The organism is Streptomyces sp. NRRL S-350 (assembly GCF_000719705.1).
In the GTDB taxonomy this organism is placed as follows: domain Bacteria; phylum Actinomycetota; class Actinomycetes; order Streptomycetales; family Streptomycetaceae; genus Kitasatospora.
This window is the reverse complement of sequence record NZ_JOHO01000040.1, coordinates 1-18,662: the sequence shown is the minus strand read 5'-3', so window position 1 is coordinate 18,662 and position 18,662 is coordinate 1. Positions and strand designations below refer to the sequence as shown.

The 18,662-nt window shown below is 74.0% G+C and carries 18 protein-coding genes; 8 read left to right on the top strand and 10 right to left on the bottom strand.

What is annotated here, in order from left to right; all coding sequences use genetic code 11:
* Nucleotides 1–103 precede the first annotated feature (103 nt).
* Nucleotides 104–736 (top strand): MarC family protein, encoded by a 633-nt coding sequence (locus tag IF30_RS0128045; RefSeq protein ID WP_030243591.1) that lies wholly within the window; start codon nucleotides 104–106, stop codon nucleotides 734–736.
* Nucleotides 737–791: 55 nt separating this feature from the next.
* Here IF30_RS0128045 and IF30_RS0128040 read toward each other — a convergent pair whose 3' ends face one another.
* The gene (locus IF30_RS0128040; RefSeq protein ID WP_030243590.1) at nucleotides 792–1,331 is read right to left on the bottom strand and encodes an NADPH-dependent FMN reductase; all 540 of its coding nucleotides are present in this window, start codon (nucleotides 1,329–1,331) and stop codon (nucleotides 792–794) included.
* 136 nt (nucleotides 1,332–1,467) lie between these two features.
* Entirely contained in the window at nucleotides 1,468–1,902 is a 435-nt protein-coding gene (locus IF30_RS0128035) for an Lrp/AsnC family transcriptional regulator (protein WP_030243588.1), read from the bottom strand.
* Between the two features lie 218 nt (nucleotides 1,903–2,120).
* On the opposite strand from IF30_RS0128035, the gene IF30_RS0128030 reads away from it, so the two are divergent.
* Nucleotides 2,121–2,951, top strand: a complete 831-nt coding sequence (locus IF30_RS0128030) for a tryptophan 2,3-dioxygenase (RefSeq protein ID WP_030243586.1) — start codon at nucleotides 2,121–2,123, stop codon at nucleotides 2,949–2,951.
* 86 nt (nucleotides 2,952–3,037) lie between these two features.
* Nucleotides 3,038–4,270 carry a kynureninase gene (gene kynU, locus IF30_RS0128025; protein WP_030243585.1) on the top strand — a complete coding sequence of 411 codons (1,233 nt, stop codon included), beginning with the start codon at nucleotides 3,038–3,040 and terminating at the stop codon, nucleotides 4,268–4,270.
* 124 nt (nucleotides 4,271–4,394) lie between these two features.
* On the opposite strand, the gene IF30_RS0128020 is transcribed toward kynU, so the two are convergent.
* A complete protein-coding gene (locus IF30_RS0128020; protein WP_030243583.1) occupies nucleotides 4,395–5,348 on the bottom strand; it encodes a hypothetical protein in 954 nt (317 codons plus the stop codon).
* A gap of 76 nt (nucleotides 5,349–5,424) precedes the next feature.
* Here IF30_RS0128020 and IF30_RS0128015 point away from each other — a divergent pair, with 76 nt between their 5' ends.
* Complete coding sequence (locus IF30_RS0128015) at nucleotides 5,425–6,054, top strand: TetR family transcriptional regulator (protein WP_030243582.1); 630 nt, start codon at nucleotides 5,425–5,427, stop codon at nucleotides 6,052–6,054.
* A 111-nt stretch (nucleotides 6,055–6,165) separates the two neighbouring features.
* Here IF30_RS0128015 and IF30_RS0128010 read toward each other — a convergent pair whose 3' ends face one another.
* A complete protein-coding gene (locus IF30_RS0128010; protein ID WP_199807937.1) occupies nucleotides 6,166–7,581 on the bottom strand; it encodes a choice-of-anchor A family protein in 1,416 nt (471 codons plus the stop codon).
* Between the two features lie 317 nt (nucleotides 7,582–7,898).
* On the opposite strand from IF30_RS0128010, the gene IF30_RS0128005 reads away from it, so the two are divergent.
* The 3 genes from IF30_RS0128005 (at nucleotide 7,899) to IF30_RS0127995 (ending at nucleotide 10,303) form a co-directional block, all read left to right on the top strand.
* On the top strand, nucleotides 7,899–8,606 hold the full coding sequence (locus IF30_RS0128005) for a 4'-phosphopantetheinyl transferase family protein (protein WP_030243579.1): 708 nt from the start codon (nucleotides 7,899–7,901) through the stop codon (nucleotides 8,604–8,606).
* A gap of 179 nt (nucleotides 8,607–8,785) precedes the next feature.
* Nucleotides 8,786–9,268: a membrane protein gene (locus IF30_RS0128000; RefSeq protein WP_030243577.1), complete on the top strand. Its 483-nt coding sequence runs from the start codon at nucleotides 8,786–8,788 to the stop codon at nucleotides 9,266–9,268.
* A 159-nt stretch (nucleotides 9,269–9,427) separates the two neighbouring features.
* Nucleotides 9,428–10,303 (top strand): helix-turn-helix domain-containing protein, encoded by an 876-nt coding sequence (locus IF30_RS0127995; RefSeq protein WP_030243575.1) that lies wholly within the window; start codon nucleotides 9,428–9,430, stop codon nucleotides 10,301–10,303.
* A 173-nt stretch (nucleotides 10,304–10,476) separates the two neighbouring features.
* Here the strand turns inward: IF30_RS0127995 and IF30_RS0127990 are convergent, their stop codons facing one another.
* Complete coding sequence (locus IF30_RS0127990; RefSeq protein WP_030243573.1) at nucleotides 10,477–11,469, bottom strand: Lrp/AsnC family transcriptional regulator; 993 nt, start codon at nucleotides 11,467–11,469, stop codon at nucleotides 10,477–10,479.
* 117 nt (nucleotides 11,470–11,586) lie between these two features.
* Here IF30_RS0127990 and IF30_RS0127985 point away from each other — a divergent pair, with 117 nt between their 5' ends.
* Nucleotides 11,587–12,393 carry an inositol monophosphatase family protein gene (locus IF30_RS0127985; RefSeq protein ID WP_030243571.1) on the top strand — a complete coding sequence of 269 codons (807 nt, stop codon included), beginning with the start codon at nucleotides 11,587–11,589 and terminating at the stop codon, nucleotides 12,391–12,393.
* On the opposite strand, the gene IF30_RS0127980 is transcribed toward IF30_RS0127985, so the two are convergent.
* The 5 genes from IF30_RS0127980 to IF30_RS0127960 form a co-directional block, all read right to left on the bottom strand.
* Complete coding sequence (locus tag IF30_RS0127980; RefSeq protein ID WP_030243570.1) at nucleotides 12,394–13,275, bottom strand: amidohydrolase family protein; 882 nt, start codon at nucleotides 13,273–13,275, stop codon at nucleotides 12,394–12,396.
* Nucleotides 13,272–14,924: an acyl-CoA dehydrogenase family protein gene (locus IF30_RS0127975; RefSeq protein ID WP_030243568.1), complete on the bottom strand. Its 1,653-nt coding sequence runs from the start codon at nucleotides 14,922–14,924 to the stop codon at nucleotides 13,272–13,274. Before IF30_RS0127975 ends, IF30_RS0127980 begins: the two co-directional genes overlap by 4 nt.
* Complete coding sequence (locus IF30_RS0127970; protein ID WP_030243567.1) at nucleotides 14,908–15,543, bottom strand: TetR/AcrR family transcriptional regulator; 636 nt, start codon at nucleotides 15,541–15,543, stop codon at nucleotides 14,908–14,910. The genes IF30_RS0127975 and IF30_RS0127970 overlap by 17 nt, the downstream gene beginning before the upstream one ends.
* Before the next feature lie 386 nt (nucleotides 15,544–15,929).
* The gene (locus IF30_RS0127965) at nucleotides 15,930–17,468 is read right to left on the bottom strand and encodes a S28 family serine protease (protein WP_051711342.1); all 1,539 of its coding nucleotides are present in this window, start codon (nucleotides 17,466–17,468) and stop codon (nucleotides 15,930–15,932) included.
* 118 nt (nucleotides 17,469–17,586) lie between these two features.
* A complete protein-coding gene (locus tag IF30_RS0127960) occupies nucleotides 17,587–18,414 on the bottom strand; it encodes a S1 family peptidase (RefSeq protein ID WP_030243563.1) in 828 nt (275 codons plus the stop codon).
* Nucleotides 18,415–18,662: the final 248 nt, after the last annotated feature.

The window sequence follows — 18,662 nt, the reverse complement described above, 5'->3', positions numbered from 1 at the left end:
AACCGCCGGGCGGGACCGGGCCGCCGCCGGGGAGATCCACGCCACGCCCGGCCGCGGGGCGTGGCGGACCGGCCGCCCCGGGCGCCGCGGTCATGCTTGGCCCATGTTCGTCTTCAACCTGAGCAGCGCCTTCATCACCTTCTTCGCCGTGGTCGGCCCGCCCAAGACCCTGCTGGCCTTCGCCCGGCTGGCCACCACCCGCACGACCCGGGAGCTGCGGCGGCTGGCGGCATGGAGCACGGTCATCTCGGCGGTGATCGGCCTGGTGCTCGGCTTCACGGCCGACGAGGTCAGCACGCTGTTCCACATCAGCGACCAGTCGCTGCAGCTCGCGGGCGGACTGATCTTCTTCGTCTACGCCGTCGCCCTGGTCTTCGGCGTCCACCTCGGGGGCGACGGCGCGGATGACGAGCACCTGCCGAACCCGCTGGTGGACGGCATCCGCGAGCTGCTGCTGCCCTACATCGCCAGTCCGCTCGCGGTGACCGCCGTGCTGGTCGCCTCGCTCAACCAGGACGACTGGGGCTGGAAGGCCACCGTCGCCGGCGCGTACGTCGCCGTCACGGTGATCAACTACCTCTGCGTGGCCGTGCTCGCGCCGCTGATGCAGCGCACTCACCGGACCTCGCTGGAGGTGCTGTCCCGGCTGCTCGGACTGCTGCTGGCGGCGGTCGGCGTGGAGCTGTTCCTGGAGGGTCTGGCCGGGCTCGGGGTGCACCTCCCCAAGGCGAACTGAGCCCGGCCGGCGCCGACCGGGCGGGGTCAGTCGGCGTCGGCCGCCTCGGGTGGTGTCAGGCGGCGGCCAGCTCGGCCAGCACCGCGCCGATCCGCTCGCGCACCGCCGGGTCGTCGACCAGCCCGTCCGGGCCGACCGCCCCGCGCTCCAGCGGGATGCGGACACAGGCCCCGTCCACCACGGCCGCGCCGGTGTAGCCGAGGACGGTGCGCAGGGTGGCCTCGGCTCCCCCGCCGCGCCCCGGTCCGGCCGCGTTGATCCAGGCGGCGGGCTTGTCCGAGATCTCGACCCCGCCGACCGTCCAGTCCAGCAGGTTCTTGAACGCGCCCGGCAGCGTCCCGGCGTACTCGGGGGTGCAGACCAGCAGCGCGTCGGCCGCCCCGATCGCGGCCCGCAGCGCGGCCACCGGCCCCGGCAGCGGATCGGCGTCCAGGTCCGGGTTGAAGTGCGGCAGCCCGCCCAGCCCGGTGTAGTACGTGGTCCGCAGGCCCGGGGTGGCGGCGGCGACGGCGGCCGCGGTGCGCAGCACCGTCTCGTTGGTGGAGCCGGCCCGCAGGCTCCCCGGCAGCAGCAGGATGTGGCGCTCGTTCGGCATGCCGGGAACCTACTCCTTGACGTCCGCGTCAAGGCCAACGGCCTCGGCGACGCCCGCGTCGGGGCCGGCGGCCTCGGGCCGCACCCCGGTCAGGCCGCGGCCCGCACCCCGGCCGGCGCGCGAAGCCCCCCGCCGGTCAGCGAGGTGCCAGCGGCCGCCACGGCACCGGGCTGGAGAGGATCATCGAGCTGGACGGCTGGCCGTAGCCGCCGAGCCGGTCGCACAGCGCCTCGAACTCGGCCATCGTCGGCACCGCGACCAGCAGGACGCAGCAGGCCCCGCCGGTGACCCGGTGCAGCTGGAGCACCTCCGGCCAGGTCGCCACCTCGGGGTCGCGCAGCACGCAGCGCGGGCCGTAGCACTGGATCTGCACCAGCGCGGTGATCGGCAGGCCGGCCCGGGTGGGGTCCACGTGGGCGTGGTAGCCGCTGATCACCCCCTCGGCCTCCAGGCGGCGGACCCGTTCGGCCACCGCGGGTGCGGACAGGCTCACCCGGCGGGAGAGTTCGTTGTACGAGAGCCGGGCGTCGGCTTGCAGCTCGGCCAGCAGGCGGCGGTCGACGGCGTCCATGGCGGCTCCCCGGGCGGTCGGGATCAGGTGGTTCTCGTTCGCAAAGCGAAACGCCGGAACGCCTCGCGAACGAAAGACCAAACGGCGGTTGCGGTGTCCGTCGACCATTCAAGCGGGGGCCCCTGCCGCCGCACAATGGGCACCCGGTGGAACCAGGCACTCCGTCTGGCTCACCGCAGCGGGCGGCGGGGCGCCCGGACGGATCAGGAGGGATCGGGATGGGGCACGACGCGGTGGAGACACCCAACCTGTCGTTCGGTCGGGACGGGGCGCCGGGTCGGAGCACTCCGTACGCCCGGTACGCGCGCCTGGACGAGTTGCACGCACTGCAGCACCCGCTCAGCAAGGAGCCGGCCGAGCTGTCGTTCATCATCACCACCCAGGTGATGGAACTGCTCTTCGACCTCCTGCGGCACGAGTGGACGCTCGCCGGTCAGGCCCTGCGCGAGGACGACCTGCCCGCCGCGCTGGCCGCGCTGCGCCGGGGCACCCACGCCCAGGACGTGCTGGCGGACTCCTGGGGCCTGCTGGCCACCATGACGCCGCAGGAGTTCAACTCCTTCCGCGCACTGTTCGGCGAGGCCTCCGGCTTCCAGTCCGCGGCCTTCCTGCACCTGGAGTTCCTGCTCGGCAACAAGAACGCCGCACTGCTGAAGATGTACGACGGCATGCCGCGCACCCTGGACGAGCTGACCGGGGCACTGCGCTCCCCCAGCCTGTACGACGAGGCGCTGGCGCTGCTGGCGCGGCGCGGCCTCGCGGTGCGCCCGGAGGTCTCCGAGCGGCGCTACCACCCGTCCGAGGAGGTCGCGGCGGCCTGGCGGCGGGTGTACACCGAGCCGGAGTTCGCCGAGCTGCAACCGCTCGGCGAGGCCCTGCTGGACGTGGCCGAGCGGGTCACCCGCTGGCGCCAGCGGCACCTGTCCGCGGTCAAGCGGACGATGGGCGGCAAGCCCGGTTCGGGCGGCTCCAGCGGGCTGACCTGGCTGCGGAAGTCGGCGGAGCAGGACGTGTTCCCGGAGCTGTGGGCGATCCGGGACGGGCTGTGACGGGAAGAACCGAGACGGATCCGGCCGGACCGGGCCGGATCGGGCAGAGCAGGGTCGGGCAGAGCAGGGAACGAGGGGACCGAGGAATGGGCATCACCACGCGCGAGGAGTGCGCGGCGCTGGACGCCGTCGACCGACTGGCCTCTTTCCGCAAGGAGTTCGCCCTGCCGGACGGGGTGATCTACCTGGACGGCAACTCGCTGGGCGCGCTGCCGGTGCGCACCCCGGAGCGGGTGCGCCAGGTGGTCGAGGAGGAGTGGGGCCGGGAGCTGATCCGCAGCTGGAACGAGGCCGGCTGGTTCGAGCAGCCCTACCGGCTGGGGCGGCGGATCGCGCCGCTGGTCGGCGCCGACGCGGCGGAGGTGGTCGTCTGCGACACCACCTCGGTGAACCTGTTCAAGGTGCTGTCGGCCGCGCTGCGGCTGCGCCCGGGGCGGCGCACGGTGCTCGGCGACGCCGAGGCCTTCCCGACCGACCTCTACATCGCCGAAGGCGTGACCGGCCTGGTCGAGGGCGCGCGCAGCGCGCTGATCCGGCCTGAGGAGCTGGACCGACACCTGGACGGGGACGTCGCCGCGGTCGTCCTCTCGCTCGTGGACTACCGCACCGGCGAGCTGCTGGACCTGCCCGGGATCACCGCCCGAGTGCAGGCCGCGGGCGCGCTGATGATCTGGGACGTGTGCCACGCCGTGGGCGCGCTGCCGGTCGAACTCGGCGCCGCGAACGTGGACTTCGCGATCGGCTGCACCTACAAGTACCTGAACGGCGGCCCCGGCTCGCCGGCCTTCCTGTACGTCGCCGAGCGGCACCTGGCGGCCGGCCCGCTGCAGCCGCTCAGCGGCTGGTTCGGCCACGCCCGCCCGTTCGCCTTCGAGCCCGGGTACGAGCCGAAGCCGGGCATCGGCCGCTTCCTGACCAGCTCGCCGTCGCTGCTCGGGCAGGCCGCCCTCGGCGCCTCGCTGGACGTCTGGGAACGGGTCGACCTCGCGGCGGTACGGGCGAAGAGCCTGGCGCTGACCGACCTGTTCATCGAGCTGACCGAAGGCCTGGACGGCATCGAGGTGGTGACCCCGCGCGAGCACGCCCGGCGCGGCAGCCAGGTCGCGCTGCGGCACGCCGACGGCTACCCGGTGGTGCAGGCGCTGATCGAGCGCGGGGTGATCGGCGACTTCCGCGCACCGGACCTGATGCGCTTCGGCTTCACGCCGCTCTACCTCTCGTACACCGAGGTCTGGGACGCCGCCCGGCAGCTGGCCGAGGTGCTGGAGAGCGGTGAGTGGCGCGCGGAGCGCTTCTCCCGCCGGGGCGAGGTGACCTGACCGGGGGCGCGGCGGCGGTAGCCGGGGCCCCTCGTGCCGAGGCCCCCGCCGGGCGGCCGACCGGCTCGCCGGTGCGCTCCGGCACCGCCCGGCGGGGGCGCCTCTCCGTGCCGAACCGGCCTTCTCAGCCCGCCGGTTCGGCCAACTCGGCCACCAGCTTCCGGTAGGTGTCGAACGCCGGCTTGCGCGAGTAGTCGTCGCGCAGCAGGCCGAAGTGGTGGAACAGCCCCGCGCCCGCGCTGTCGGCGTCCCGGAGGGCGAAGAACAGGTATCCGGTGACGTTGAGTTCGGCTGCCAGCCCCACGACCGTCCGGACCACCTCCTCGACCACCTCGGCTTGCCGCGCCTCGCTCCGCCCGGGGCCGGTGGGCCACCCGTTCTCGCAGATCCGCAGCGGGACGTCCGGGCCGATGCCGGCGCGGGGCAGCCGGTCCTGCCGGAAGTCGGTGACCACCGTCCTTACGGCGTCGGCGAGCCGGCCGGGCGGCAGGGGGCGGAAGACGTCCGGGAAGAAGTCCAGGCCGACGTAGTCCAGCGCGCGGTGGAAGCGCTCGTCGGCGAGCTCGCCGAGTCCGGGCCAGAACGTGTCCGTGGGATCGAAGGACGGCACCGCGTTGAAGCCGACGGCCAGATCGCCGTACCCGTTGGCCAGTGCCTCCTCCTTGGCCGCGACCACGCCCGCCACCAGCGCCCGCCGGACGCCGGGGATGCTGCCGTCGACGGGGGGCAGGTCGAGGTTGGGCTCCTCGCAGATCTGGAGGCAGGCGGCCCGGTGGCCGTCGGTCCGGACGGCGTGCCGCACGAAGTCGAGCCAGCCCGCCAACTCCCCGCTGCGGTCGCGGTACTGGAGCACCAGGTCGAGCTTGCGCCCCTGTGCGACGTACTGCTCGGGCCGCTCCGGGGTGCGTCCGGGCTCGCCGTACGAGCGGTAGGCGCGGACCAGGAACTCGGTTGCCCCGCCTTGGAGTTCGCGCAAGGCGGCGACGATCGACGCCGGGTCGTCCGGGCGGACGGGCGCCAGCACACCGGTGTCGTCGCCGAGCAGTCCGCCGGGGTAGATGCCGAAGGTGAAGGTCATGGCGCCACCCTAGCGGATATTTTTGAGGTCACTGCAACTTTGATGTGACCTCACGGTTCTGCCGTAGACTCCCACCATGGGACTTCGCGAACTCAAGAAGCAGCAGACCCGGGACCTCCTGGCCGACACCGCCATGGGCCTGTTCGCCGAGCGCGGGTTCGACCAGGTCACGGTCGTCGAGGTGGCCCGGGCCGCCGGGGTCTCCCCCAACACGGTCTTCAACTACTTCCCGACCAAGGAGGACCTGTTCTTCGACCGGCAGGACGCCGTGGTCGCCCACCTCGCCGAGGTGGTCCGCCGCCGCCCGGCCGGCAGCTCCGCGGTGGACGCCGTCCGGCTCGACCTGCTGGCCGCGGTCGCGGAGGGGGAACCGACGGTCGGACTGAACCCGCGGATGGCGGCGTTCTGGCGGGTCGTCGCGGACAGCTCCGCGCTGCGCGCCCGGCTGCTGGAACTCGGCGAACGGGCCGAGGCGGCACTGGCGGCCGTCCTGGCCGAGGAGACGGGAGCCGCCCCGGACGACCCGCTCCCCCACGTGGTGGCCGGGGCCGTCGCGGGCGCCCACCGGGCGGTCCTCGGCGAGATCCGGCGGGCCGTGGTGGCCGGCGAACCGGCCGAAGCGGTGCGGGCCCGGATCGAGACGGCGGTGTACCGGGCCTTCGGCCTGCTCGCCGCCGGGCTCGCGCACTACCCGAACGAGCGGTAGCGCCGCAGCCCGGTACCGCACGGGCCGCCCGGTCGGATCGACCCGGGCGGCCCGTCGCGGCGGTCGGCCGGTCGGGCGCGCTCGGCGCCGTCCAGCCGCCCCTCGGGGCCGTCAGCCGTGGCGACCGCGGCGGCGGGCGGCCAGCACGGCCAGACCGCCGAGACCGAGCAGGCCGACGCCCGCCAGGCCGAGGACCACCGCGGCGTTGCCCGCGCCGGTGGAGGGCAGCTCACCGCCGCCGCCGGGGTGGTGGCTGCTCGGGTGCCCGGTCGGGTGGTGGCTGGTCGGCGCCGGGTGCGCACTCGACGTCGACGCGCTCGCGGTCGGGGAGGTGGGCGCCGGGGAGGTCGGCGAGGGAGATGTCGGCGAGGTGGGGGGCGGGGACGTCGGGCTGGGCGAGGTCGGCGACGGCGACGTGGGGGAGGGCGACGGCGAGGACGAGGTCGGCGACGGGCTCGGCGTCACCGTGCACTCCGGGAGGTCCCCGTCGAACGGGTAGCTGTGGATCTCGTAGCCGCCCGTGCCGGTGTGGATCAGGTTGCCCGCCAGGTACACCCGGCCGTCCACGCCCGGCTGGGCGATGGTCGTGGTGCCGCCCGGGTTCCCGGCCAGGACCGTGCCCTGGAACTGGGCGCTGCCGAGGATCCGCGCCGAGGTCGCGGTCGGGAAGTTGTACAGCAGCTTCGAGCGCATGCCGGTGGTCTGGTCGCCCGCCAGACCGGTGCCCGTGTAGGTGTTGATGACCGGGCTGTCACCGAGCATGTTGACCACGACGGTGGCTCCGGCCGGGATGTTCGCGAAGACCAGGCCGATCTGGCCGCCGGTCGGCGAGGCGAGGTTCCGGGTGACGTTGAAGACCTGCCGCAGGGCGGCCCCGTCACCGGTGAAGGTCGCCTGGCTGGAGGAGACGTCGACCGTTCCGGTCGCGGCGGCTCGTCCGACGCAGTCGGAGACCTCCTCGATCCGGGTGAGCACCGTCTGGTACGGCGCGGCCGCGTTCGGATCCCGGATCGACTGCCCGGTGGGGTCGATGCTGACGGGGCCGGTCACGCTGCCCGCGTGGCGCAGGTTGCCGAACGCCTGGCCGTGCGCGTCGCTGCCGCCGATCAGGATCCGGTTGCCGGTCTTGACGTCGACGTTTCCGCCGGTGGTCACGAAGTCGCTGCCGTTGGGAGGGACGACGCGTGAGCCGACGCCGACGACGCCCATGTTGTAGGCGCCACCGCCGCTCTTGTCGACGGTCAGGTTGCCCAGTGTGACGATCTTGCCCTCGGCCTCGGCGGCGCGACCGTTCACGGTGTAGTCGCCACCGGTGAAGACGTTGATGTTGGCGTCCCGCCCCGTGAAGTCACCGTTGTTCGGCGGTGGCCAGGTCGCGGGGCAGCCGGGCCCGGCACAGGCCCCCAGCGGCGGGGCGAGCGGCGCGGCCGAACCGACCGTCAGCACCGCTCCCAGCGGCAGTGCGGCGACGGCGGTCGCCACCGCCACCCGGCCGGCCCGGCGGCCGCGGGCGGCGGGCGTCCTCACGGCGGTCGTTCTGCGATCCGGCGAACCGGTGGCCTGACCCATCGACAATTCCTCCGCGCAGAGAAAAGGGCAGGCCGGACGACCTGCCGCGTTCCGTGGTGTCCGCTGCCGATCCCCAGAGATCCGGGGCATCCAACCCCAAATCGGACTATTCACACCCTACGGAGCCTCAGATCGGCTTCGTGACTCACCCGAACGTCGTATCGAGCGCTCCGGCGTCTCCCCTGGCACTCCCGCGCACTGTCCCGCGCGGGCCCCTCCCGGCCCCCGCGGACTCCCCCGCCGTCGGGGCCCCGGGGTGGGGCTAGGTTGGAGGCATGACCACCGAGGCCCACGACCAGGCCGCGCCACTCGTCGCCGTGGCGTCCGCCGACGCCGTACTGCGGCACCCCGGGGCGGGCGAACACCTGCTGACCCCGCTCGAACGGGAGCGCGCCGCACGCTTCCGGCACGAGTCCGGGCGGAACGACTTCACCGCCGGGCACCTGCTGGTCCGGCTCTGCGCCGCCCGGCTGCTCGACGTCCCGGTGAACGGCCTGGTCCTCGCGCAGCAGTGCCCGGACTGCGGGCTCGCCGACCACGGCAAGCCCTACCTGCCCGACCACCCTCAGGTGCACGTGAGCCTGTCGCACACGCGGGGAGTGGTCGCCGCGGGCGCGGGCTACGGGCCGATCGGCGTGGACGTCGAGCTGGCCGCCCGGAGCGGCTCGCTGCGCGCGGTCGCCCGCCGGGTGCTCACGCCGGCCGAGCTGGCCGCGGTCGAAGCGGACCCGGAACCGGACCGGGCGTTCCTGCGGCAGTGGGTGCGCAAGGAGTCGCTGATCAAGATCGGGCGGGCCACCCTGGACACCCTCAACCGGATCGACCTGTCCGCCCTGCCACTGGCCGTCCCGCCCGGCGCGCCGCTGCGCGGCCGGTACGAGGATCTGCACCTGGTCGACTGGACGGATCCGGAACACGGCGCCGCCGTCGCGGCGGTCGGCACCGCCCCGCCGCGGATCGTGGAGCTGACGGCCGCGGGTTGAGCCGAGGCTGACGGCCGCGGGCTGAGCCGGGGCCGACGGGCGGGGCGGCAGCCGGCAGCGGGGCGGCCCCCGGGGCCGGACCCTGGCCTGTGGATAAGCGGTGTTAGCGTGCCTGGTCGTGGGCGCGCCGACCGCGCCCGCCGTCCCAGCTGCCCACCGGATCAAGAGGGTGCCCCGCCATGGCCAAGTTCCTGCTGAGCCTGCACGTCCTCGTGTCGGTCCTGTTCATAGGCCCGGTCGCGGTGGCCGTCAGCATGTTCCCGCGCCGGGCGAAGGCCGCACTGGCCGGCGGCCCGGACCAGGCCTCGGACGCGGGCGTGCTGCGCATCCTGCACCGGATCACCCAGGTCTACGCGCTGCTGGGGGTCGCGGTGCCGGTGCTGGGCATCGGCCTGGCCCAGGTGATGGACGTGATGGGACAGTCGTGGGTGATCGTCTCGATGGTCCTGACCGCGGTCGCCGCACTCACCCTGCTGCTCTTCGTGCTGCCCGGCCAGCAGGCGGCCGTGGACGCGCTCGGCGCCGACCCGGCGGACCAGCAGCACACCAAGGCCGTCGACGGCCTGCGCCTGCTGCCGATGACGGCCGGGGTGTTCAACCTGCTGTGGGCCGTGGTCGTGGTGATCATGGTCATCCGTCCGGGCTCCAGCACCGGCGTCTGACTCCTCTCCCCGTTCGGCCCGTCGCGCCTCGCCGCCGCGCCTCGCCGCCGCCTCTCGCCGTCGCCCGGTTCGGCTCCTGGCCCGTCGCCGGCGCCCTCACCCCGTTCGGCCCGTCGCCCCCTCCCGTGGACCTGGCCCGTTCGAGTACCGTCCTGGGCCATGACGATCATGGCGGGCATGGGCAGCCCGACGGGAACCGGAGTGGGCCCGCTGCTCCGCGGCTGGCGGGAACGACGGCAACTCAGCCAGCTGCAGCTGGCCCTGCGGGCGGACTCCTCGGCCCGCCACCTCAGCTTCGTCGAGAACGGCCGCTCCCGCCCGAGCCGGGAACTGGTGCTGCGGCTCGCCGAGCAGCTGAACGTCCCCGTGCGCGAGCGCAACACCCTGCTGCTCGCGGCCGGCTACGCCCCGCACTACCCCGAGACGCCACTGGACGACCCCTCGATGGACGCGGTGCGCGGCGGCATGGAGCGGCTGCTGGCCGCCCACGACCCGTACCCGGCGGCCGTCCTGGACGGGGGCTTCCGGGTGCTGGCGGCCAACCGCTCGCTCGGGCTGCTCCTGGACGGCGTCGCGCCGCACCTGCTGGCGCCACCGCTCAACGCGATCCGGGTCGCTCTCCACCCGGACGGGCTGGCGCCGCGCATCGTGAACCTGCGGCAGTGGCGGCAGCACCTGCTGGAACGGCTGGAGCGACAACTGGAGCTGGTCCGCGCCGAGTCGCTGCGCCGGCTGTACGAGGAGGTCCGCGGCTACCCCCAGCCGGCCGACGGCCCGGCGGACCCGACGGGCGGCCTGTCCGGCGGTCCGGCGGGCGGTCCGGCAGGCGGCCCGTCCGGTGGAAGGCTGCCGTTCGCGCTGCCGGTGCGGATGCGGCACGAGGGGCAGGTGCTCTCCTTCCTCTCCACCGTCGCGACCTTCACCGCGCCGCTGGACGTGACCGTCTCCGAGCTGGCCATGGAGACCTTCCTCCCGGCCGACGCGCAGACGGCACGGTTCCTGCACTCCGCGGTCGGGCCGGAGCGGCAGCCGTAACGGCCGGCCGGCGTCGAGGCCGGCTGCGGCCCGCTCTGCGGGCGGGGGCTGCCCGGCGCGGTGGCGGCTGTCGGTCACCCCGCCCCCAAGGCAGCGGATATCCACGGCCGTTCACGGCCGTGGATATCCGCGGCCGTTCACGGCCGGGCCCACGGTCACGGCCGGATCCCCGGTCACGGCCGCCGGGGCGGCTGCCGGAGCAGGACGCCCGCCCGTTTCACCGCGCGGGCGGTGATCGTGGTCTCGACGCGGGCGACCCCGAGCGGGCCGAGGGTGTCGGTGAGGAAGCGGTACAGGCCGCCGTGGTCCGCGCAGAACAGGGTGGCCAGCAGGTTGGTCGGGCCGCTGGTGGCGAACACGCCGTGCACCTGCGGGTGGCGGGCCAGCGCCGCGCCGACTTCGGCGAGCCGGCCCGGCGGCACCTCCAGCCAGAGGTTGGCGTCCACGGCCATGCCGAGCAGCCTCGGGTCGACGGTGGCGTGGGTGCGCAGCAGGCCGAGACCGTCCAGCCGGTGCAGTCGGCGGCGCACGGTCGACTCGGGCGCGCCGACGGCCGCGGCCAGGACGGCGTGGGCCTGCCGGGCGTCCTCGCCGAGGCGCTCCAGCAGCGCCCGGTCGAGGGCGTCCAGGGCCGGGGGCGCGGTGGGGCGCGGCACGGCGGGCCGGGCGAGCGCGGCGGTCTCGTCCTCGGTCAGGTGGCCGGCCCGCCACTGCCCGGCATCGGCGAAGGCGTGCAACACGGCGTGGGTGGTGGTCTCGGTGACGGCGCCGGTCGCGGGCAGTTGCCCGTACAGCAGGCGGTCGCGGGCCCCGGCGTCGGTCAGCATGACGGCGCCGACCTCGTGGCCGCCGAGCATCACGTCGACGAAGGGGACGTCCGGCCGGTCGGCCAGTGCCCGCGCGACCGCGTCGACCCGGCCGCTCAGCACCCGGACCCGGAGCAGCAGCGCGCCCACGGCGGCGTCCTCGACGTCCGGCATCCGGACCACCCGCAGCACGTCGGCCTGCCGCATCCGGGCGAGGCGGCGGGTGACCGTGCGGGAGGAGACGCCCAGCACGTCGGCGATCCGGCCGGGCTCGGCCCGGCCGTCCACCTGCAGGGCGCAGACCAGGCGGCGGTCGAGGGCGTCCAGCACGGTGTCCGGATCGGTCGTTCCGAGGTCCATGGTGTCCGATCCCCGTCGTCTCCGGCTGATTCAGCGTCCTGTTCGGCAGCACTGACGGTACTCCTTGTCCTGTCGGGGTCGGAGCGGACCGGCCCGGGGAACGAGGAGGAAGCCGCCGTGACGAACGAGCTGTGGACGCTGGTGGAGGGCGTGGAGGAGGCGGTGCGCGAGGTCGGCGCGAAGCTGGCGGCGCACCGGCCCACCGAACCGACGACGGCCCGGACCCGCGCGGAGGCGGGGGCCCGCTTCGCGGAGCTGGACGGCCCGGCGGCCGCCGGGCTGCGGGCTCGGCTGACGGCGCTGCGCCCGCAGGCCGGCTGGGTGCCGGAGGAACCGGACGGCTCGGTGCCCGCCGAGGGCGAGTGGTGGCTGTGCGACGCGACCGACGGGGCGGTGCAGTACCTGCTCGGCCATCCGCACTGGGCGGTCACCGCCGTACTGGTGCGGGACGGCGCCGCGGTGCTGGCCGTGGTGCACGCCCCGGAGCTGGACGGCGGGCGGACCTACCGGGCGGTGCTGGGCGGGGGCGCCGAGTTGGACGGGCAGCCGATCACGGCGGTGGAGCGCGACCTGGCGGCCACCGTCGCCGCCACCAGCCAGCCGCCCCTGGTCGCCGGGGACCCGGTGGCGCTGCGCAGGGCGGGCGAGTCGCTGTCCGCGATGGCGGGCTCCGTCCTGGCGGTGCGCAACCTGGGCCCGACCGCGCTGCAGGTGGCGCAGGTCGGCTCCGGGCACCTGGCACTGTTCTGGGAGTACGGGCCGGACGCGGGCAACCTGCTGCCCGGCGCGCTCATCGCGAGCGAGGCGGGCGCGGCGGTGACGGACGCCGCCGGGGCGGCCTGGACGGCCGGCTCCGACAGCTTCGTCGCCGCCGCGCCCGGGCTGCACGCGGACGCGCTGGAGGTGCTGCGGGCGGTGCGGTGATCAGTCCAGGCCGAACAGGGCCGCGGCGTTGTCGTGGCAGACGGCGCGCAGCCACTCCTCCCCCAGGCCCAGCCCGGCCAGCACCTCCAACTGGTGGACGTACCGGTACGGGAGGTTGGGGAAGTCGGTGCCGAGCAGGACGCGGTCCTGCAGCCCCCGCAGGCGCGGCAGTTCGGCCCGCGGGAACGGGTCGTCGGCCTCGACGAAGTCGGTGAACGCCATGGTGGTGTCCAGTCGGACGGACGGGTGGCGCTCGGCGAGGTCGAGGAAGTCGCGGTACTCGGACATGCCGAGGTGCGCGACCACCAGGACCAACCCGGGGTGCCGGTCCAGCACCTGGCCGATCGGGCCGGGCCCGGTGAACTTGCCCGCCACCGGGCCTGATCCGCAGTGGCTGACCACCGGGGTGCCGGTCTCGGCGAGCAGCCCCCAGACCTCGTCCAGCCGCCGGTCCGTCGGATCGTAGCCGCCGACCTGCAGGTGGGCCTTGAACACCCGGGCGCCGTCCTCGATCGCCCGGGCCACGTAGCCGGGTGCCTCCGGTTCGGCGAAGAAGGTCGCGGTGTGCAGGCAGTCCGGGGTGCGGGCGGCGAAGTCGGCGGCCCAGGCGTTCAGCCAGGCGGCCATGCCCGGCTTGTGCGGGTAGAGCATGGAGGTGAACGCCCGGACCCCGAACTCCCGCAGCCGCTCGACGCGTTCGGCCTCGGCCTCGCGGTAGGTGATCGGCCAGGGCCGGTTGATGAGCGGGCCGGCCGCGTCGAAGTACGCCCACACCTTGTCGAGGACGCTCTTCGGCATGAAGTGGGTGTGCACGTCGACCAGGCCGGGCAGCCCGAGGGCCTGCCAGAACGCGCGGACGTCCGCCGCCTCCCGGGCGCTCACGCGGGCACCGGGCGGGCGCGGTCGATGATCGCCCCGGTGTCGACCCCGGGCGGCAGGGTGCCGAAGGCCGCGCCGTGGTCGCCGCCCAGTCGGCTGGCGCAGAACGCGTCCGCCACCGCCGGGCTGCCGTAGCGGACCAGCAGCGAGCCCTGGAAGGCCAGCGCCATCGACTCGACCAGCCGGCGGGTGCGGAACTCCAGGTCGGTCAGGTCGGTGAGCTGCTTGCGCAGCGCGGCGACGGCCGCGTCCAGCCGGCGGTCCGCGCCGGCGGCGGCGTCGAGTTCGCCGAGGAACGCGTCGACGCTCTCCGGGCGCTTCGCCATGGCCCGCAGCGCGTCCAGGGCGGCGACGTTGCCGGAGCCCTCCCAGATCGACACCAGCGGCGCCTCGCGGTAGAGCCGGGGCATCCCGGACTCCTCCACGTAGCCGTTGCCGCCCAGGCACTCCAGTGCCTCGGCGGAGTGCCCCGGACCGCGCTTGCACACCCAGTACTTGGCCACCGCCAGGCCCAACCGCCGCACCAGCGCCTCGGTTTCGCTCCCACCCGGAGCGTGCGCGCCGGGTTGGACGAGATCGGTGGACCGGGCGAGCCGCATCGCGACGATCGTGGCCGCCTCGGACTCCACCACCAGGTCGGCGAGCACGTTGCGCATAAGCGGCTGGTCGACCAGGGCCCTGCCGAACGCCCGCCGGTGCAGGGCGTGGTGGACGGCCCGGGTGGCGCCGTAGCGCATGCCGGCGGCGGCACCGATGGTGCAGTCCAGCCGGGTCATGTTGACCATCTCGATGATGGTCGGCACCCCGCGGCCCTCCTCGCCGACCAGCAGGCCGACCGCGCCGTCGTACTCCAGCTCGGCGGAGGCGTTGGACTTGTTGCCGAGCTTGTCCTTGAGCCGCATCAGGCGCAGCCGGTTGCGGCTGCCATCGGGGAGGACGCGCGGCAGCACGAAGCAGCTGAGACCACCCGGGGCCTGGGCGAGCGTCAGGAACAGGTCCGACATCGGCGCCGAGGTGAACCACTTGTGGCCCGTGATCCGGTAGGTGCCGTCCGGCTGCGGCGCCGCGGTGGTGGTGTTGGCGCGGACGTCCGACCCGCCCTGCTTCTCGGTCATCGACATGCCGGCGATCAGCCCGCGCTTGGTGCGCGGCTCACGCAGCCCGTAGTCGTACTCCTTGGCGGCCAGCAGCGGCTCCAACTCCGCGGCGAGGGCCGGGTTCGCGCGCAGTGCCGGAACGGCGGCGTAGGTCATCGAGATCGGGCAGGTGTGGCCGGCCTCCACCTGGCTCCACACCAGGAACTTCGCCGCCCGGGCGGAGTGGGCGCCGGGCCGCTCGTCCCGCCAGGGCGCCGCGTGCAGCCCGTACGTGACGGCGGTGCGCATCAACTCGTGCCAGTACGGGTGGAACTCGACCTCGTCGACGCGGTGGCCGAAGCGGTCGTGGGTGCGCAGCACGGGCGGGTTCTCGTTGGCCAGCCGGCCCCACTCGGCGGCCTGCTCGGAGCCGGCCAGCCGGCCCAGCTCGCGCAGCTCGGGCTCGGCCCAGTCGGCGCCGGCCCGCTCCAGGGCGGCGAGCAGGGTCGGGTCGGCGGCGGCGTCGTGTCCGTACGGCAGAGGCACCTGATTGGTGACCTCATGCGTCGCTGTCATCGCGTCCTCCCAGGGCACGCAGGGTGAAGGAGACCAGGGCGGGAACCACCGTGGTGTGGTCGCTGTGCCGGTTGTCGCCGAGGTGGGGAGCCGCGGCGAGCGGGCCGGCCAGTGCCTCGCCGACCGCACCGACCAGGGCCGCGGCGGTCAGCACCGGGTCCTGCTCGGGCAGTTCGCCGCTCGCCACCGCGATGGCGATCTCGGTGGCGATCACGTCCCGGAACGCCCGCCGGAACACCAGGCGCTCGCCGTCCACCACCGCGTCGGCCGGCTCGACCAGCAGCGCGTACGCCAGCCGCCGCGCGCGCAGGGCACGGGTGGCGAAGGTCTCCACGACGGCGGCGATCCGCTGCTGCGGGGTGCCACGCCGGGCGACGGCCGCGCTGACCGCGTCGATCTCGCGGGTGACCACCCGCCGGAACAGCTGCACCGACAGCTCGGCCTTGTTGGCGAAGTGCTGGTAGAGGCTCCCGGTGGCGATCCCGGCGCGGTCCGCCACGGCCGCCATCGTGCAGCCGCCGTAGCCGCGCTCGGCGAGCAGGAGGACGGCCGACTGCAGTACCGCCTCGCGCTGGGCGTCCAGGCGGGCTTGTACGGCGGGCGTGCGGCGATAGGCCATGGAAGTAGTGAAGCACTGATTCAGTGCTTCGGGGAGGGGTCGAGGAGGGCTCGGGACGGTTCCTCGGCTGTTCGGGAACCACTCGGGGTCTGTTCGGGGGGACTTCCCGGGACGGTCCCGGGAGGGCGGGGGCAAGGAGGCGAGAAGGCGCGGCGGAACGGCAGGACAGGGCGCAGGAAGCAGGAAGCAGGGGGCGGGGAGCAGGGAGCAGGGGGCAAGGAGCAGGGAGCAGGGGACAGGGAGCGGGGGACAGGGAGCGGGGGACAGGGAGCAGGAGCAGAACGGCAGGGAGCAGGGAGCAGAACGGCGGGAGGCCGCCCCGGGCAGCGGGGCGGCCTCCTGGTACGCGGGACCTGTTCGCTCAGGCGCCTCGGCGCCCTCAGGCGCTACAGCGGGCGGCGCTCCTGCTCCAGCCGCCGGCCCTCCACGTCCAGCGGGCCGAAGGCCGGGATCGACCGCGGCGCCTTGGCGAGCGAGCCGGCGGCGTCCTGGTCGCCCAGACCGGCCCACTCCAGCACCTTGGCGGTGGCCTCCGCGGACTGCGCGGCCGGCAGCTGGCCGATGTTGGAGCCGTGGTTGCCGCCGGGCACGGTGTACACGTAGCTGTCCTCACTGCCCCGGCCGAGACGGAACGGCTTGGCGCCCCACGGGTCGTTGCCGCCGTAGACGTACATGATCCGCTCGCCGTCGCGCTTCACCCAGCGGTCGATGTCGGGCATCGCGTTCGGGTTGAAGACGGTCGGGATCCCCTTCGGCACGTAGGTGCGGGCCGAGTAGAGCTCCTTGTAGTCGTAGTGCAGCAGGTCCTTCAGGTACGAGACGTCGAAGAACGGCGCGCCCAGCTCGGTGGCGGCCTGGTAGTAGTACGCGGTGTACTTCGCCAGCGACTGGTCGCTGTTGCCGGTGATGCCCGACTGCGCGTCGAACCAGGCGTACAGCTCGTCGTCGGTCGCGGTGGCGGCCACCGGGACCTTCGCGCAGTCCGACTCCAGGCTGTACTGCCAGAACGCCCAGACGACGTCCAGCACGCCCGCCTCGTACGCGCGGTCCGGGGTGCCGAGGGTGTCGAAGGTCGAGCCGGCCGTCTTGTTGTCCGCCGTGTAGCGGGCCTCCAGCCGGTCGCGGCGCACCAGCAGCTCGCGCTGGGCGGCGTTCAGCCGGGCCCGGCACTCGGGGGTGCCGACGGTGCGGAAGAACTGGCTGTAGGCCGCGTAGTCGTCGACGTCGGTGTTGTTGGGCGCGACGTAGGCGATCGTGCCGGCCACGTCGTCCGGGTAGAAGCGGCGGTAGAACGTGGAGGACATGCCGCCCTTGCTGGCGCCGGTGGAGAGCCACTCCTGCTGGTAGATCCGCTTCAGCGCGGTCACCAGGCGGTGCGAGTCGGCGGCGCCCTGACGGATGCCGGCCTTGGACCAGTCCGCCGGGTCGGGGCGGGAGGGGGTGAAGAAGCGGTACTCGATGGAGACCTGGTTGCCGTCCACCAGGCGGGTGGGCTCGGTGCGGGACGGGTTGGTGCCCAGGGTGTAGCCGTTGGTGTAGAAGACCGTCGGGCGGTCGTACCCGCGATGCAGCAGGCTGAAGCGCTGCTGGAAGGTGCCCAGCCAGGGGCGGGCGTGGTCGATCGGCTGGGTGTAGGTGGCGATGAAGTAGCGGTGACCGGTGGTGGTCGGCTTCTCCTCGGTGATGGTCACGCCGGGGATCGCCGCCAGGCGGTCCTTGATGTCGGCGTTCGGGTCGTCGGCGGGGCTCCGGCCGTGGGCCGTCCCGGCTCCCTGCGCCTCCTCGGCGCCTTGGGCGCCCTGGGCCCCCTGGGCGCCTCGGGCCCCTCGGTCGTCGGCGGCCGACGCCGGCGCCGCCAGGGCGCCGAACGCGAGCAGCGGTATCAGCAGGGTGGAAACCAGCAGCCTTCTCAACGTGGTGGTCATCGACTCTCCATCTGGTCAACGGACGTGACTGAATGGGCCATCCGCCGTCGGCGGATGGCCCATCGGGGTGGAAGTGCTGGTCAGTGGGGTTGCCTCGCCCCGGCCGCCGGGTGCTCGGCTACGGGCGGGGCAGCGTGCAACCGGGGAGGGTGAGGTCGAACCGGTTGCCGGCCGCGAAGCAGGCGGGGATCCCGTACGTCTCCTGGGCGTAGCCGATGCCCTGGCGCACCGTCACGGCGCCGCTCTGGTCGACCTCGCAGGGATTGTCCAGGGTGCAGCGCTCGCCGCTCTCGTTGATGGTGTTGTTGACGGCGACCACCTGGCCGGACGAGGCGTCGACCACCGGCGAGCCGGAGGTGCCGCCGATCACGTCGCAGGCCGAGGTGTAGCGGACCGAGTCCTTGAAGGTCCAGTCGGCCTCCTTCAGCCGGTAGGCGAAGCCGTCGACCGAGCAGGAGTAGATCTTCTTCCAGTAGCTGGAGACGACCCGGATCGAGGTGCCCTGGACGGGGTGGGTGGCGGCGACGGTCAGCGGGGCGATCCCGTAGCGCGACTGAATCGAGGAGTAACTGGTGTTCAGCTGGTAGATCGACACGTCGGTGTCGGTCATCGCGCCGTAGACCACCTTGGTCGCGCGCAGGGTGGCGAGCCGGCCGCCGGTGGCGCTGAGCAGGGTGAAGGACCGGCTGGAGGGCTGGTTGAGGACCACCTCGCCGGGGCCGGGCATACCGGTCTCCAGGCAGTGGCCGTTGGACAGCACGAGGGCCGGGTCGCCGGCGGCCGAGCCGGGCATCCGCACCAGCGAGCCGGAACAGTTGCTGAGCCCGACCGTCCCGGCGAAGTTGACGGTGGCCGTGGGGGCGGCCTGGACCGGGGAGGCTCCGGCGAGGGCAGTGGCACCTGCGACCAGGAGCGTGGCGAGCATGCCTATGAGCGGCTTCTTCATGAGAGACCTCTCGGTGTGGGGGGTCCACCAAAGCTGTCGCGGACATGACGCCCTGTCAAGGGTAAAAGCGAGACCAAGGAACCATCCCGACGGCAATGGCCGGTTAGCAACCCACCCGGGGCCGTGGACCCCCGGCCTCACACCCGGGCCCCGCCCTCACCTTCCCCCTCGCCCCCCGATCCGGTTCCCGGTCCCCGCTCCCGGCCCCCCGGCCCCCCGGCCCCCGGCCCCCCGGCTCCCCGGCTACC

Coding starts and splice junctions, on each gene's coding strand:
- IF30_RS0128045 (WP_030243591.1), top strand. CDS start 104: ATGTTCGTCTTCAACCTGAGCAGCGCCTTCATCACCTTCTTCGCCGTG.
- IF30_RS0128040 (WP_030243590.1), bottom strand. CDS start 1,331: ATGCCGAACGAGCGCCACATCCTGCTGCTGCCGGGGAGCCTGCGGGCC.
- IF30_RS0128035 (WP_030243588.1), bottom strand. CDS start 1,902: ATGGACGCCGTCGACCGCCGCCTGCTGGCCGAGCTGCAAGCCGACGCC.
- IF30_RS0128030 (WP_030243586.1), top strand. CDS start 2,121: ATGGGGCACGACGCGGTGGAGACACCCAACCTGTCGTTCGGTCGGGAC.
- kynU (WP_030243585.1), top strand. CDS start 3,038: ATGGGCATCACCACGCGCGAGGAGTGCGCGGCGCTGGACGCCGTCGAC.
- IF30_RS0128020 (WP_030243583.1), bottom strand. CDS start 5,348: ATGACCTTCACCTTCGGCATCTACCCCGGCGGACTGCTCGGCGACGAC.
- IF30_RS0128015 (WP_030243582.1), top strand. CDS start 5,425: ATGGGACTTCGCGAACTCAAGAAGCAGCAGACCCGGGACCTCCTGGCC.
- IF30_RS0128005 (WP_030243579.1), top strand. CDS start 7,899: ATGACCACCGAGGCCCACGACCAGGCCGCGCCACTCGTCGCCGTGGCG.
- IF30_RS0128000 (WP_030243577.1), top strand. CDS start 8,786: ATGGCCAAGTTCCTGCTGAGCCTGCACGTCCTCGTGTCGGTCCTGTTC.
- IF30_RS0127995 (WP_030243575.1), top strand. CDS start 9,428: ATGACGATCATGGCGGGCATGGGCAGCCCGACGGGAACCGGAGTGGGC.
- IF30_RS0127990 (WP_030243573.1), bottom strand. CDS start 11,469: ATGGACCTCGGAACGACCGATCCGGACACCGTGCTGGACGCCCTCGAC.
- IF30_RS0127975 (WP_030243568.1), bottom strand. CDS start 14,924: ATGACAGCGACGCATGAGGTCACCAATCAGGTGCCTCTGCCGTACGGA.
- IF30_RS0127970 (WP_030243567.1), bottom strand. CDS start 15,543: ATGGCCTATCGCCGCACGCCCGCCGTACAAGCCCGCCTGGACGCCCAG.
- IF30_RS0127965 (WP_051711342.1), bottom strand. CDS start 17,468: ATGACCACCACGTTGAGAAGGCTGCTGGTTTCCACCCTGCTGATACCG.
- IF30_RS0127960 (WP_030243563.1), bottom strand. CDS start 18,414: ATGAAGAAGCCGCTCATAGGCATGCTCGCCACGCTCCTGGTCGCAGGT.